At 71.7% G+C, this 12594-nt stretch carries 14 protein-coding genes; 10 read left to right on the top strand and 4 right to left on the bottom strand.

Going from position 1 to position 12594, the window contains the following annotated elements; translation table 11 throughout:
- Nucleotides 1–81 precede the first annotated feature (81 nt).
- Nucleotides 82–216, top strand: a complete 135-nt coding sequence (locus tag ACIBU0_RS23490; RefSeq protein WP_186285679.1) for an SPW_0924 family protein — start codon at nt 82–84, stop codon at nt 214–216.
- 31 nt (nt 217–247) lie between these two features.
- A complete protein-coding gene (locus tag ACIBU0_RS23485; protein WP_398821380.1) occupies nt 248–1240 on the top strand; it encodes a DUF3068 domain-containing protein in 993 nt (330 codons plus the stop codon).
- On the opposite strand, the gene hrpB is transcribed toward ACIBU0_RS23485, so the two are convergent.
- Nucleotides 1230–3713, bottom strand: coding sequence for an ATP-dependent helicase HrpB (hrpB, locus tag ACIBU0_RS23480; RefSeq protein ID WP_398821378.1), 2484 nt, complete (start codon nt 3711–3713; stop codon nt 1230–1232). The genes ACIBU0_RS23485 and hrpB overlap by 11 nt on opposite strands.
- Nucleotides 3714–3717: 4 nt before the next feature.
- Complete coding sequence (locus ACIBU0_RS23475; RefSeq protein ID WP_398821376.1) at nt 3718–4578, bottom strand: class I SAM-dependent methyltransferase; 861 nt, start codon at nt 4576–4578, stop codon at nt 3718–3720.
- Between the two features lie 317 nt (nt 4579–4895).
- Between ACIBU0_RS23475 and rpsA the strand changes: the two genes are divergently transcribed.
- From rpsA to ACIBU0_RS23455, 4 genes are all read left to right on the top strand, one after another.
- The gene (gene rpsA, locus ACIBU0_RS23470; protein ID WP_398821374.1) at nt 4896–6392 is read left to right on the top strand and encodes a 30S ribosomal protein S1; all 1497 of its coding nucleotides are present in this window, start codon (nt 4896–4898) and stop codon (nt 6390–6392) included.
- A gap of 240 nt (nt 6393–6632) precedes the next feature.
- The gene (locus ACIBU0_RS23465; RefSeq protein WP_398821372.1) at nt 6633–7571 is read left to right on the top strand and encodes a PAC2 family protein; all 939 of its coding nucleotides are present in this window, start codon (nt 6633–6635) and stop codon (nt 7569–7571) included.
- A 56-nt stretch (nt 7572–7627) separates the two neighbouring features.
- Nucleotides 7628–8263 (top strand): dephospho-CoA kinase, encoded by a 636-nt coding sequence (coaE, locus tag ACIBU0_RS23460; protein ID WP_398821370.1) that lies wholly within the window; start codon nt 7628–7630, stop codon nt 8261–8263.
- Nucleotides 8264–8313: 50 nt separating this feature from the next.
- Nucleotides 8314–8694 (top strand): tetratricopeptide repeat protein, encoded by a 381-nt coding sequence (locus ACIBU0_RS23455; protein ID WP_398821368.1) that lies wholly within the window; start codon nt 8314–8316, stop codon nt 8692–8694.
- A gap of 34 nt (nt 8695–8728) precedes the next feature.
- Here the strand turns inward: ACIBU0_RS23455 and ACIBU0_RS23450 are convergent, their stop codons facing one another.
- The gene (locus ACIBU0_RS23450; RefSeq protein WP_398821366.1) at nt 8729–9022 is read right to left on the bottom strand and encodes a DUF6343 family protein; all 294 of its coding nucleotides are present in this window, start codon (nt 9020–9022) and stop codon (nt 8729–8731) included.
- A gap of 46 nt (nt 9023–9068) precedes the next feature.
- Here ACIBU0_RS23450 and ACIBU0_RS23445 point away from each other — a divergent pair, with 46 nt between their 5' ends.
- Both ACIBU0_RS23445 and ACIBU0_RS23440 read left to right on the top strand, forming a co-directional pair.
- Entirely contained in the window at nt 9069–9980 is a 912-nt protein-coding gene (locus ACIBU0_RS23445; protein WP_398821364.1) for an acyltransferase domain-containing protein, read from the top strand.
- 87 nt (nt 9981–10067) lie between these two features.
- Nucleotides 10068–10514: a DoxX family protein gene (locus ACIBU0_RS23440; protein ID WP_398821362.1), complete on the top strand. Its 447-nt coding sequence runs from the start codon at nt 10068–10070 to the stop codon at nt 10512–10514.
- 63 nt (nt 10515–10577) lie between these two features.
- On the opposite strand, the gene ACIBU0_RS23435 is transcribed toward ACIBU0_RS23440, so the two are convergent.
- Nucleotides 10578–11090, bottom strand: a complete 513-nt coding sequence (locus tag ACIBU0_RS23435) for an RNA-binding S4 domain-containing protein (protein ID WP_398821360.1) — start codon at nt 11088–11090, stop codon at nt 10578–10580.
- 74 nt (nt 11091–11164) lie between these two features.
- On the opposite strand from ACIBU0_RS23435, the gene ACIBU0_RS23430 reads away from it, so the two are divergent.
- The gene (locus ACIBU0_RS23430; protein ID WP_398821358.1) at nt 11165–11869 is read left to right on the top strand and encodes a uracil-DNA glycosylase; all 705 of its coding nucleotides are present in this window, start codon (nt 11165–11167) and stop codon (nt 11867–11869) included.
- 37 nt (nt 11870–11906) lie between these two features.
- Complete coding sequence (locus tag ACIBU0_RS23425; RefSeq protein WP_398821356.1) at nt 11907–12584, top strand: 1,4-alpha-glucan branching protein; 678 nt, start codon at nt 11907–11909, stop codon at nt 12582–12584.
- The last annotated feature ends 10 nt before the right edge of the window (nt 12585–12594 follow it).

Genomic DNA, 12594 nt, shown 5'->3' with positions numbered 1-12594 from the left:
CAACGTGTTCTCATCTCGCCTTCCCGTTGCTACCGTGCCGGACCTGACGATGTATCAGCTCCGGGGTTCCGGGAGGACCGTATGCGCGCCCTCATCGCCGCCGCGACCGGTCTCGCCGTCGCGCTCGCCCTGGTGTTCACCCTCACCGCACTCGGCAGCCCGGCGGGCGAGACGTCCCCCAAGCCGCTGCTGACGACGGTGCCCGCACACCCGTGACCGCGTCCGCCCGTCCGGGAGGGAGGCCGAGATGCGCCGCAAGGCCAGTCTGATCCTGCTCGCCCTCGCCGTGTTCTTCGCGGCCCTGTCCCCGCTGCTGCGCTGGTACGCCTTCCCGCGCCTGGCCAAGATCCCGGCGAACCAGTACCAGGACATGGTCCTGGAGGCCAAGGACGCGACTCTTCTCGACTACGGCACGATGAAGGCCCGCAAGGTCCCCAAGGTGACCATCGTGCAGACACTGAAGGGCAACGTCGAAGCCTCGGAGAAGATCGAGAAGACGGCGGGCAAGGACGTGGTGGTCTGGGACGGCCTGTCGTACGTCGTCGGCCCCGACGGCAAGATGGTCTCCAGGATCCCCGAGCGCTACATCTTCGACGCCCACAGCCAGGAACCCGTCCACGCCACCGGCGAGACGGTCGACGGCGACCCGGTGAAGCGGGAGGGCATCGAGTTCAAGTGGCCGTTCCTCACCGAGAAACGGGACTACGAGTACTTCGACGCCCAGACCCGCACCAGCGCGCCGATCCACTACAAGGGCACCCAGGACTTCCGAGGCGTCGAGGTCTACTACTTCGAGCAGACCATCCCCTGGACCAAGGTGCAGTTCCCCAGGACGATGCCGGTCAAGGGCATCACCCCGGAGTCGGTGGCCAGGACGGGCACCACCCGCTGGTACACGACCGTCCGCAAGTTCTGGGTCGAACCCCTCACCGGCGCACCCGTCTACGGCGAGGAGATCCACAAGGAGGAACTGCGCGGCGGCACCCTCCTCGGCGACCGCGACAGGGTGACGGCTTTCGCCGGCCACGTGAAGATGCGCGAGGACTACATCGACTACACCGTCGACCTGGTCAAGTCCAACCGCACCCTGGTCCTGCTGATGACGTCGTATCTGCCGTGGGGCTTCCTGGCGCTGGGGCTGCTGCTCCTGTCGCTGTCCCTCTACCTGGAGGCACGCGGCCGCCGCCCCGGAGACCCGAGCCCCGCCCAGGACACCGAACCGGAACCGGTCACCGCCTGAGCCGGGCGTTGGTGTGCCGGGTCGGTTCGGCGGTGGCGGGGTCCTCGGGCCACGGATGCCTGGGATAACGGCCGCGCAACTCCGCCCGTACGCCCTTGTAGCCGTCCTTCCAGAAGGAGGCGAGGTCGGCGGTGACGGCGGCGGGGCGCCCGGCCGGGGAGAGCAGATGGACGAGGAGCGGCACCCCCGCGACCGACGGCGACGCGTGCAGCCCGAACATCTCCTGCAACTTCACGGCGAGGACCGGCTGTTCGGGGTTGCCGTAGTCGATCCGGATCCTGGACCCGCTCGGTACGGCGATCCGCTCCGGGGCGAGCTCGTCCAGCCGCCCGGCCTCTCCCGAGGCCCATGGGAGCAGCCGGGCGAGCGCCTCCCCGGCATCGATCCGCGCGAGGTCCGCCCGCCGCCGGGCCCGGCTCAGTTCGGGCTCCAGCCACTCGTCCACGCGCGCGTGGAGCGCTTCGTCGGAGACGTCGGGCCAGGGCTCGCCGAGATGGAGGCGCAGGAAGGCGAGCCGCTGCCGCAGGACGGCGGCGTCGGGGGACCAGCGCAACAGGCCGAGCCCTTCCTGCCGCAGGCCTTCGAGGAGGGCGTCGCGTACGAGAAGGGGGTCGGCGTCCGTCAGGGGCCGCGCCGCCAGCTCGATCGCCCCGAGCCGCTCGACCCGCCGGGCGACGACGTCCCCTTCGGCCCAGTGCACCTCCTGGCTCTCGGAGTACAGCGAGGCCGCCGCCGACCGCGCCATGTCCTCGTCCACCACGGCGGCGAGCTGCACGCGCGCGTGCCCCTTGCCGACGGGCCGGTCCGCGACGGCAACGGCGATCCACGGGGCACCTCGCAAGGGACTGCCGTCACGGAGTTCGGCGCGGGTGCCGGAGGCCATCAGGTAGGAACCGCCGTCGGCCCTGGCGACGCGCTCGGGGAAGGCGAGGGCGGCGACGAGGCCCGCCGTGCGGTCGTCCACGGCGTGCGGTGTGCTCTCGCCCACCGCACGCAACCGACGCACCTCCGCACGCCATCGCCCCGCGTAGGCGTCGCCGCCCCGCCGGGCCGCCCGCAGAGCTCCGGCCAGGTCGTCCCCGTACTCCCGGGGGGCCTCCTCGCTCAGCAGCGCGACCACCTCGCCGCCCTCACCCGAGGTGTCCAGCAGCGCCCGCCCCAACCGGGGATGCAACCCCAGCCGGGCCAGCGCGGTGCCCCGCCCCGTGGCCCGCCCGTCGGAGTCCACCGCCCCGATGGCCGACAGCACGCTCCTCGCCGCCGCCATCGCCCCGCCCGGCGGCGGGTCCAGCAACGCGAGCCCGGCGGCCTCCGGATCGCCCCAGCAGGCCACCTGCAACGCGAACGCCGTCAGATCGGCCACCTTGATCTCCGGCGCCGGGAAGCGTGGCAGCCGCACGTCCTCGGCCTCCGCCCAGCACCGGTACACCGCACCCGGCGCCTCCCGCCCGGCCCGCCCCGCCCGCTGCCGCCCCGCCGCCTGCGAGGCCCGCACGGTCGTCAGGGCGCTCAGCCCGCGCGCGTGGTCCACGCGAGGCTCCCGCGCCAGCCCCGAGTCGACGACGACCCGCACGCCGGGAACGGTCAGCGACGACTCGGCGACGGCCGTCGCGAGCACCACCCGACGCCGCTCACCACCGGCCAGCACCGCGTCCTGCACGGCGGCCGGCGCCCGCCCGTGCACCTGGAGCACCTCGACCTCACCGAAGCCCGCCAGACCCCCCAGCTGCCCGGCCACCCGCGCGATCTCCCCCACGCCGGGCAGGAAACACAGCACGTCCCCCGCCCGCTCTGTCAGCGCCCGCCGCACCACCGACGCCACGTGCGTCAGCAGCGCCGGATCGACCCGCATGCCGTGCGGCGGCCGTACAGGTCGCGTCGGCGGTGCCCACACGACCTCCACGGGGTGCGACACGCCCGCCGCCTCGACCACCGGCGCATCGCCCAGCAGCCGGGCCCAGCCCTCGGCATCGGTCGTCGCGGACGCGGCCACCAACCGCAGCTCCGGCCGCAGCGTCTGACGTACGTCCCACAGGAACGCGGCCACCGTGTCCGCGTCCAGATGCCGCTCGTGGCACTCGTCGAGCACCACCACGTCGACGCCCGCCAGCTCCTGGTCGCGCTGCAACCGCTGCAGCAGCACACCGGTCGTGACGACCTCCACGCGCGCGCGGCGCCCGACGACCCGCTCTCCGCGCACGGTGTAGCCGACGCTCTCGCCGGCCTGCTCGCCCAGCAGCCACGCCATCCGCCGCGCGGCGGCGCGGGCGGCAATACGGCGCGGCTCGGCGACGACCACCCGACGCGCGGGCCCGTTCCCGAGCAGCCCGGCCAGCTCCAGCGGCACCAGCGTCGTCTTGCCGGTGCCAGGTGGCGCGACGAGGACGGCGGTGCCGTGGCCGTCCAGGGCGTCGTTCAAGCCGGGCAGGGCACCGCGTACGGGCAGCGCGTCCAGGGCGTCGTAACGGATCACGCTCTCAGTCTCGTACGCACACGAAGATCGCCGTCCCCGGGATCAGGTTCCCGCGCAGCGGCGACCAGCCACCCCACTCGGAGGTGTTCCAGGCAGGCCACTCCGGTTCGACCAGGTCCACCAGCCGGAGTCCCGCCGCCACGACGTCGCGCACCCGGTCGCCGATGGTCCTGTGGTGCTCCACGTAGACCGCGCGGCCCTCGTCGTCCTGCTCGACGTACGGCGTGCGGTCGAAGTACGAGGCGGAGACGCTCAGCCCCTCCGGGCCAGGCTCGTCCGGGAACGCCCAGCGGATCGGATGGGTCACCGAGAAGACGAACCGCCCGCCCGGCCGCAGCACCCGCCGCACCTCCCGCAGCACCAGTACCGGGTCGGCGACGAACGGCAGCGCCCCGTACGCCGAGCAGGCCAGGTCGAAGGAGGCGTCGGCGAAGGGGAGGGCGCCGGCGTCCGCGCAGACCAGAGGGAACGATCCGCCGATGCGCAGGGCGTGCTGGAGCTGGCGGTGCGAGATGTCCAGGGCGACCGGGTGGGCACCCTGGTCGGCCAGCCAGCGCGAGCACTGGGCGGCGCCGGCGCCGATCTCCAGCACGTGTCTGCCCTTGAGGTCCTCCGGCGGGCCGAGCAGCTCGGCCTCCACCTCGTCCAGGCCCTCGGGACCCCACACGAAGCGGTCGTCGCCCAGGAACGTGCCGTGCTCGACCTGGTACTCGTCCGCGTTGCGGTCCCACCAGCCCCGGTTGGCCCGGGAACTCTCCACGACACCGGCGTCACGTCGGGTGGCTTCGGGTTCGAACGCTTCGGGCTCTTGGATGATCGGCTCCCTCGTCGTACTCTTCCGTCCAGCTCTTCCCGGTGGTGCCACGAAGGGGACGTCATGGCGTCTGCGTGGCCTCGGAAGACAGGACTTGTGCCGGGTATGTGGCGATCCGCCCCGCGTGGGCGGCTTCGCGCATTGACCATGTCCGGCTGCCCCCGTATGCTACAAGTTGCGCTGCGGGCCTGCGCACCTCAGACGTAGCAGGCTGCGCTCGCATCTGTTGTATGTCCCCTCGGTTGTCGAGGCGCCACCAGGATTTTCATGGGGCGCTTCCTTGGCTGTCCGGCTTCTGCAGAGCGAAACGGGCTCCCGGCGTAAGCAGTGCCTACGACTTCAATGTCCGTACCGGAGCCCTTTCCCACATGACGAGCAGCACCGAGACCACCGCCACCACCCCGCAGGTAGCGGTCAACGACATCGGTAACGAGGAAGCCTTCCTCGCCGCGATCGACGAGACGATCAAGTACTTCAACGACGGCGACATCGTCGACGGCGTCATCGTGAAGGTCGACCGGGACGAGGTCCTGCTCGACATCGGTTACAAGACCGAAGGCGTTATCCCGAGCCGTGAGCTCTCGATCAAGCACGACGTCGACCCCAACGAGGTCGTCGCCGTCGGTGACGAGATCGAAGCCCTTGTTCTCCAGAAGGAGGACAAGGAAGGCCGCCTGATCCTCTCGAAGAAGCGCGCCCAGTACGAGCGTGCCTGGGGCACCATCGAGAAGATCAAGGAAGAGGACGGGATCGTCACCGGTACCGTCATCGAGGTCGTCAAGGGTGGTCTCATCCTCGACATCGGCCTCCGTGGCTTCCTCCCGGCCTCCCTGGTCGAGATGCGCCGCGTCCGCGACCTCCAGCCCTACGTGGGCAAGGAGCTCGAGGCCAAGATCATCGAGCTGGACAAGAACCGCAACAACGTGGTCCTGTCCCGCCGCGCCTGGCTGGAGCAGACCCAGTCCGAGGTCCGCCAGACGTTCCTCACGACCCTGCAGAAGGGTCAGGTCCGCTCCGGTGTGGTCTCCTCGATCGTCAACTTCGGTGCCTTCGTGGACCTGGGTGGCGTCGACGGTCTGGTCCACGTCTCCGAGCTGTCCTGGAAGCACATCGACCACCCCTCCGAGGTCGTCGAGGTCGGCCAGGAGGTCACGGTCGAGGTCCTCGACGTCGACATGGACCGCGAGCGCGTCTCCCTGTCGCTGAAGGCGACCCAGGAAGACCCGTGGCAGCAGTTCGCCCGCACCCACCAGATCGGCCAGGTCGTGCCCGGCAAGGTCACGAAGCTGGTTCCGTTCGGTGCGTTCGTCCGCGTGGACGAGGGCATCGAGGGTCTGGTGCACATCTCCGAGCTGGCCGAGCGCCACGTGGAGATCCCGGAGCAGGTCGTCCAGGTCAACGACGAGATCTTCGTCAAGGTCATCGACATCGACCTCGAGCGTCGTCGCATCAGCCTCTCGCTGAAGCAGGCCAACGAGTCCTTCGGTGCCGACCCGGCCTCGGTCGAGTTCGACCCGACCCTGTACGGCATGGCCGCGTCCTACGACGACCAGGGCAACTACATCTACCCCGAGGGCTTCGACCCGGAGACCAACGACTGGCTGCCGGGCTACGAGAAGCAGCGCGAGGAGTGGGAGCGCCAGTACGCCGAGGCGCAGGCCCGCTTCGAGCAGCACCAGCAGCAGGTCATCAAGAGCCGCGAGGCCGACGCTGCCGCTGCCGCCGAGGGCGGCGACGCCGCGGGTGCGGCTCCGGCCGCGGGTGGCGGTTCGTACTCCTCCGAGGGTGCGGACACCTCCGGTGCGCTGGCGTCGGACGAGGCGCTTGCCGCGCTTCGCGAGAAGCTGGCCGGGGGCCAGAGCTGAACGCTGGCCGCTGAGGCATAGCCGGTAACTGAGGGGCCGTACCTTTCGAGGTGCGGCCCCTCAGTGTTGCCCGGGGAAGCAGGTCGTACGTCGGCTGCGGGCCCGTGGGGGCTTGTCGCGCAGTTCCCCGCGCCCCTTAGGGGGTTGTCCGTCCCGGCAAGATCAATGAGCCCCTCTCTTCGGGAATGCCCACGCCCGTAAGGGCGTTGTCACTTACGGACACAAGGAGGGGCGGTCACAGTGCTTGATCCGCAGGGTTTGTACGCATGGGAGCCGAAGGGGCTGGCTGTCGTCGACATGGCGCTCGCCCAGGAGTCGGCCGGTCTTGTCATGCTCTACCACTTCGACGGATACATCGACGCGGGTGAGACCGGCGACCAGATCGTCGACGGGATCCTCGACTCGCTGCCCCACCAGGTCGTCGCCCGCTTCGACCACGACCGGCTGGTGGACTACCGGGCCCGACGCCCGCTGCTGACGTTCAAGCGCGACCGGTGGGCCGGTTACGAGGATCCCGCCATCGAGGTGCGGCTCGTGCAGGACGCCACCGGGGCGCCCTTCCTGCTGCTGTCCGGGCCCGAGCCGGACGTGGAGTGGGAGCGTTTCGCCGCCGCCGTGAAGGAGATCGTCGAGCGGCTCGGCGTACGGCTGTCGGTGAACTTCCACGGCATCCCCATGGGCGTCCCGCACACCCGTCCGGTCGGTCTCACGCCGCACGGCAACCGCACCGAACTCGTCCCGGGCCACCGCAGCCCCTTCGAAGAGGCACAGGTGCCCGGCAGCGCCGAGGCCCTCATCGAGTACCGGCTGATGGAGGCCGGGCACGACGTCCTGGGCGTCGCCGCGCACGTGCCGCACTACATCGCCCGCTCCGCATACCCCGACGCGGCCCTGACCGTCCTGGAGGCCGTCACGGCGGCGACCGGGCTGGTCCTGCCCGGCGTCGCGCACTCCCTGCGTACCGAGGCCCACCGCACGCAGAACGAGATCGATCGCCAGATCCGTGAGGGCGACGAGGAGCTCACCAACCTCGTCGAGGGCCTGGAGCACCAGTACGACGCCGTCGCCGGCGCCGAGACCCGGGGCAACATGCTGGCCGAGCCGGTGGACATCCCGTCGGCGGACGAGATCGGGCGCGAGTTCGAGCGGTTCCTCGCGGAGCGCGAAGGCGACAACTGAGGGCCGACCAGGCCTGCCGGGTGGTGATGTCAGCGGCAGGCCCTAAGCTTCCCGTCATGTTGAAGGTGGGGTTGACCGGCGGCATCGGTGCCGGCAAGAGCGAGGTGTCACGGCTGCTGGTGGAGCACGGGGCCGTACTGATCGACGCGGACCGGATCGCGCGGGAGGTCGTCGCGCCCGGTACGCCCGGTCTCGCCGCCGTCGTCGAGGCGTTCGGGGAGGACGTGCTCGCCGAGGACGGCAGCCTGGACCGGCCCAAGCTGGGCTCGATCGTCTTCGCCGACCCCGAGCGGCTCGCCGTACTGAACTCGATCGTGCACCCCCTCGTCGGCGCCCGCTCCCGGGAGCTCGAAGAGGCCGCCGCCGAGGACGCGGTCGTCGTCCACGACGTCCCGCTCCTCACGGAGAACGGCCTGGCGCCGCTGTACGACGTCGTGGTCGTGGTCGATGCCGGTGCCGAGACCCAGCTCGACCGGCTCGTCCGGCTGCGCGGCATGACCGAGGAGGACGCACGCGCCCGGATGGCCGCGCAGGCGACGCGGGACGAGCGCCGGGAGATCGCGGACATCGTCATCGACAACGACGTACCGCTGGAGGCGCTTCAGCGGCGCGTGAAGGACGTGTGGGAGGAGCTCGTGCGCCGGGCCCACGGGGCGCAGGGGAGCCCTCAGCCCCCGTCGCCCCAGGAATAGCGGCACGTCGTACGTGCGTTGAACCGCTGCAGCGAGGGAAGGACTGTGCCGTGCCCGAGACCAGCGGTTCGACCGGACGTACTCCGGAGACGCATGTCATCGACTTCCGCGCCGCCGAGCAGCTGCTCGCCGCGCGGGACCCGCGGGGTGCGGTGAAGCTGCTCGACGGGGTCATCGCCGCGCACCCCGAGAACACCGCGGCCCGGCTGCTGCGCGCGCGTGCCTTCTTCGCCGCCGCCCAACTGCGGCCAGCCGAGCTGGAGTTCACGATCGTCCTGGAGCGCGAGCCGGACAACGCCTTCGTGCACTTCGCGCTCGCCCGGACCTATCAGCGTCAGGGGCGGCACGACCAGGCCAAGCGCCACTTCAGGCTGGCGGCCGCACTCGACCCGAACCCGGAGTACCTCAAGGCGGCACGGTTCGACGCGTGAGCGGCACGGCCTGCGGGGACCGGCCGGGCACCCCCTAGGGGCGGCGGTTCGGCGGTGGTGGCCGGTACGGGCGGTTCTCGGGCGGGCGGTAGGGCGGTATGTCGCGGCCCGGCTGGTAGTGCGGGCCCTGGCGGATGTGCCTGAGGACCATGGCCATGTCGACGGTGATCACCAGCCACAACACCCCGCAGGCCACCGCCCAGCCGGGGCGGCCCGCGAGCGTGAACGCGACGGTGCCGAAGATCGCCCAGGCCACGCCCCACACGCACAGCCAGAAACGGGCACGCAGCGCACTGCGCGCTGTCATAGGCTCACTGCCCGTACGCATCGGAATCACCACTCTCCTTTGAAACGTACTCCTCGCAGGGGGCTCCGTGCTGCCGGACACCGATGACCTGGCCGAAGTGCTGCTCGACCTCGGAGTACCCCACGAGGACATCAACGACCTCGTCCGGATGGGCCGACGGGTGACGGACGACCCGGAGCTGCGGCAGTTCCTGGAGCGGTCCGTGGACGAGCTCGTCCTGGGGATGGGACAGGTCGGCGGTCCCGTCGACCTGCCCGACCTCGACTGGGCCTCGGGTGCCCTGCAGCGCTGCTTCCCCGTCTACGTGTTCGTCGCGGCGCTGCCCGTCACGCGCGCGTACCACCGCGAGCGCGGCATCCCGGCCGACGTCACCCGGCGCACCCTCGCCGACCTCGGGCGGAACATGGCCGTGTACCGCAGGCGGTACGGCCGGGCGGGCGTGCAGGCCCCCTGGTGGCTGATCCATCATTTCCGCGGCGAGCTGTACCAGCTGGGGCGGCTGCAGTTCGAGCGGGTGCGGCTCGGGCAGCGGACGGGAGCGGCGCTCAGGGCGGCCGGGTGCGACGCGGGTCCGGGCTCGCCCTGTCTGAACCTGCACATACCCGACTTCCACGGGCCGCTCTCCCCGGCCGCCGTCGACCGGGGCCTGGCGCTGGCGCGGGAGTTCTTCCCGCTGCACTTTCCCGAGGAGCGGTACCAGGCCGTGACCTGTCACTCCTGGCTGCTGGACCCCCAGCTCAGGAAGTACCTGCCCGGGGACGCCAACATCGTCCGGTTCCAGGAGCGTTTCCGCGTCGCCCGCGCGGAGGCGGAGCCGGCCGACAGCGAGCCGGTCCAATTCGTCTTCGGCGACCCGGAGTTGCCCGTCGAGAGCCTGCCGCGCCGCACGGCCGTGGAGCGGGCCGTCGGGGACCACTTGCGGGCCGGCGGCCACTGGTACATCGGGCACGGGTGGCTGCCGTTCGAGCGGAGAGGATGAAAAACCGTCGTACGGCGATGAGTTCCGGGGCGGGCCCCGGTCTACCTCTGTGACAGCAGCACGGACCGCTTCACACAGGAGACCCCCATGTCCGAGACCACCGCTCCCGTCCCTTCCGGCACCGTCATCGCCGAGTCCGCGACTCCGCGCGGCCGCCGGGCCCGCATCGCCCTGCGCGGCCTGCAGATTCTGCTCGCTCTCTTCTACGCGATCGCGAGCGCGCTGCCCAAGCTGATCGCGCACCCGACGGCTGCCGAGGGCTTCGACGAGCTCGGCTGGGGAAGCGTGGGCATGTACACCATCGGCGCCCTCGAACTGGCCGGCGCCATCGCGCTGTTGATCCCGGTGCTTCAGTCGGTGGCGGCCATGGCGCTGAGTGCGCTGATGGTGGGCGCGTTCGTGGTCACGATCACCGCCTTCGACGGCGAGAACGCGGCGACGCCGCTCATCCTGATCGTGCCGCTCGCCCTGATCGCATGGGCGCGGCGGAGTTCCAATGCGGATCTCCTGCGGCTGGTGCGTCGGCGGGCATGACCCGACGGTGGCGGTGGCGTCCGGCCCGGGCCTGTTCGGCCTGCCGGACGCCACCGTCGTACGTCACTGTCCGGGTGGCCGTCCTCCGCCGCCGCCCATGAGTCCGCGCAGCCGTTCCATCTCGCGGCGGTCCCGCTTGGTCGGCCGGCCCGCGCCGCGGTCGCGGATGCCGGCCGGGGCGACGGCCTCGCGCGGCGGGGGAGGGGGAGAGTTGTCGACGTAGCACTGGGCGGCCACCGGTGCGCCCACCCGCTTGCGGATGAGCCGCTTGACGATGACGATCCGCTCCCGGTTCTCCTGCCGCAGCCGCACCTCGTCACCGATGCGCACGGTGTGAGAGGGCTTCACGTTCTGGCCGTTCACGCGCACGTGCCCGCCCTTGCAGGCGGTGGCGCCCATGGAGCGGGTCTTGACCAGGCGTACGGCCCAGATCCAGCTGTCGATCCGCACGGGCTCGCCGTGCTGCGGACCGGCGGCCTCGGCGGCGGCGATCTTCGGGTCGACGGCCTGGTCGGCCTTCCCCGCGTCCGGCGATCCGGCCGTGCTGCCGGTCTTCTCCTCGTCCTCGGAAGCCATGCCTCGACCTTAGTCCCCGACCTCGGTCCCCGTGGCCGTCGAACCGGGCGCCGGGACGGCTTTACGGTGGAGCTGTGGACGCCCTCGTTGATCTCGACCGTCGGATCGCGGGCTGCCGGGCCTGCCCGCGGCTGGTCGCCTGGCGCGAGGAGGTGGCCCGTACCCGGCGGGCCGCCTTCGCCGACCAGACGTACTGGGGCCGGCCGGTCCCGGGCTTCGGCCCGCCGGACGCCCGGCTGCTGATCGTCGGGCTCGCTCCGGCCGCGCACGGGGGCAACCGCACCGGCCGGATGTTCACCGGTGACCGTTCCGGCGACGTGCTGTACCAGGCGCTGTACGACGTGGGGCTCGCCTCGCAGCCCACGTCGGTCGCCGCGGACGACGGCCTGGAGCTGTACGGGGTCCGCGTCACGGCCCCCGTGCACTGCGCCCCGCCCGCCAACAAGCCCACCCCGGGGGAACGGGAGACCTGCCGGCCCTGGCTCGTGCAGGAGCTGAGGCTGCTGCGGCCGACGCTGCGGGCGGTCGTCGTCCTGGGCGCCTTCGGCTGGCAGGCGGCCCTGCCCGCGCTGGCGGAGGCGGGGTGGCGGGTGCCCCGGCCGCGGCCCGCGTTCGCGCACGGGGCGCGGGTCACGCTCGACGGCCTTGAAGGCCACGACGGCCTCGCGCTCTTCGGATGCTTCCACGTCAGCCAGCGCAACACCTTCACCGGCAGGCTCACGCCCGCGATGCTGCGGGAGGTGCTGGGTGCGGCGGCGGAGGCGGCCGGGCTGAAATGAGGGGACGGGGCGGTCGTACGGACGTTACGGTGCGCGGATGGCTGTCATTCACCACACCACGCTCAAGCCGACCAAGCTGGAACTGCTCACGTCCTGGCTGCCCACCCGCCCCTGGTACCAGTCAGGCGGGGTCGAACCCGAGTTGGTCAAGGCAGGCGGCTTCCGGCTGGACGACCCGGAGGGCGAGGTGGGGATCGAGTTCATGGTGGTCACCGATGCCACCGATGCCACCGGCGCCACTCCCGCCGCCTACCTGGTGCCCCTCACCTATCGCGGCGCACCGCTCGACGCCGCGGAGGACGCCCTGGTCGGCACCATGGAGCACGGCGTACTGGGACAGCGCTGGGTCTACGACGGGTGCCACGACCCGGTGCTGGTCGCCCAGTTGCTCGCACTGATCGAGGGGCGGGCCCAGGCTCAGGCCCAGAGCCTCAGCGACACACCCGACCGTGAGGTCGGCCGCTTGTACACCGGCGACGGCGCCGTCCCCTCGGACTTCACCGGGGGAGTGGTCACCGACGACCAGGAGGGCACCGAACTGCGGGCACCGGACGGCGCGACCCTCCGCCTGCACCGCGTCCTGCGGCCCGCCCCCGACGGCTCGCCCGTCCCGCCGCCGGGAGCGAAGGGTCACGTCACGGGCGCGTGGGACAGCGCGGACGGTACCCGCGCCCGGGCCCTGTTCGCCGCGCTGCACACCGCCCCCGGCTCCTGACGGCCGTCCC

The sequence above is a fragment of the Streptomyces sp. NPDC049627 genome (genome assembly GCF_044465645.1).
Classification (GTDB): domain Bacteria; phylum Actinomycetota; class Actinomycetes; order Streptomycetales; family Streptomycetaceae; genus Streptomyces.
The sequence above is the reverse complement of the archived record's forward strand: the minus strand, read 5'-3'. Positions and strand labels throughout refer to the sequence as shown.

Bases quoted from the DNA above. Each gene is read 5' to 3' on its own strand.
- ACIBU0_RS23490 (WP_186285679.1), top strand. From the start codon at position 82: ATGCGCGCCCTCATCGCCGCCGCGACCGGTCTCGCCGTCGCGCTCGCC.
- ACIBU0_RS23485 (WP_398821380.1), top strand. From the start codon at position 248: ATGCGCCGCAAGGCCAGTCTGATCCTGCTCGCCCTCGCCGTGTTCTTC.
- rpsA (WP_398821374.1), top strand. From the start codon at position 4,896: ATGACGAGCAGCACCGAGACCACCGCCACCACCCCGCAGGTAGCGGTC.
- coaE (WP_398821370.1), top strand. From the start codon at position 7,628: ATGTTGAAGGTGGGGTTGACCGGCGGCATCGGTGCCGGCAAGAGCGAG.
- ACIBU0_RS23450 (WP_398821366.1), bottom strand. From the start codon at position 9,022: ATGCGTACGGGCAGTGAGCCTATGACAGCGCGCAGTGCGCTGCGTGCC.
- ACIBU0_RS23440 (WP_398821362.1), top strand. From the start codon at position 10,068: ATGTCCGAGACCACCGCTCCCGTCCCTTCCGGCACCGTCATCGCCGAG.
- ACIBU0_RS23435 (WP_398821360.1), bottom strand. From the start codon at position 11,090: ATGGCTTCCGAGGACGAGGAGAAGACCGGCAGCACGGCCGGATCGCCG.
- ACIBU0_RS23425 (WP_398821356.1), top strand. From the start codon at position 11,907: ATGGCTGTCATTCACCACACCACGCTCAAGCCGACCAAGCTGGAACTG.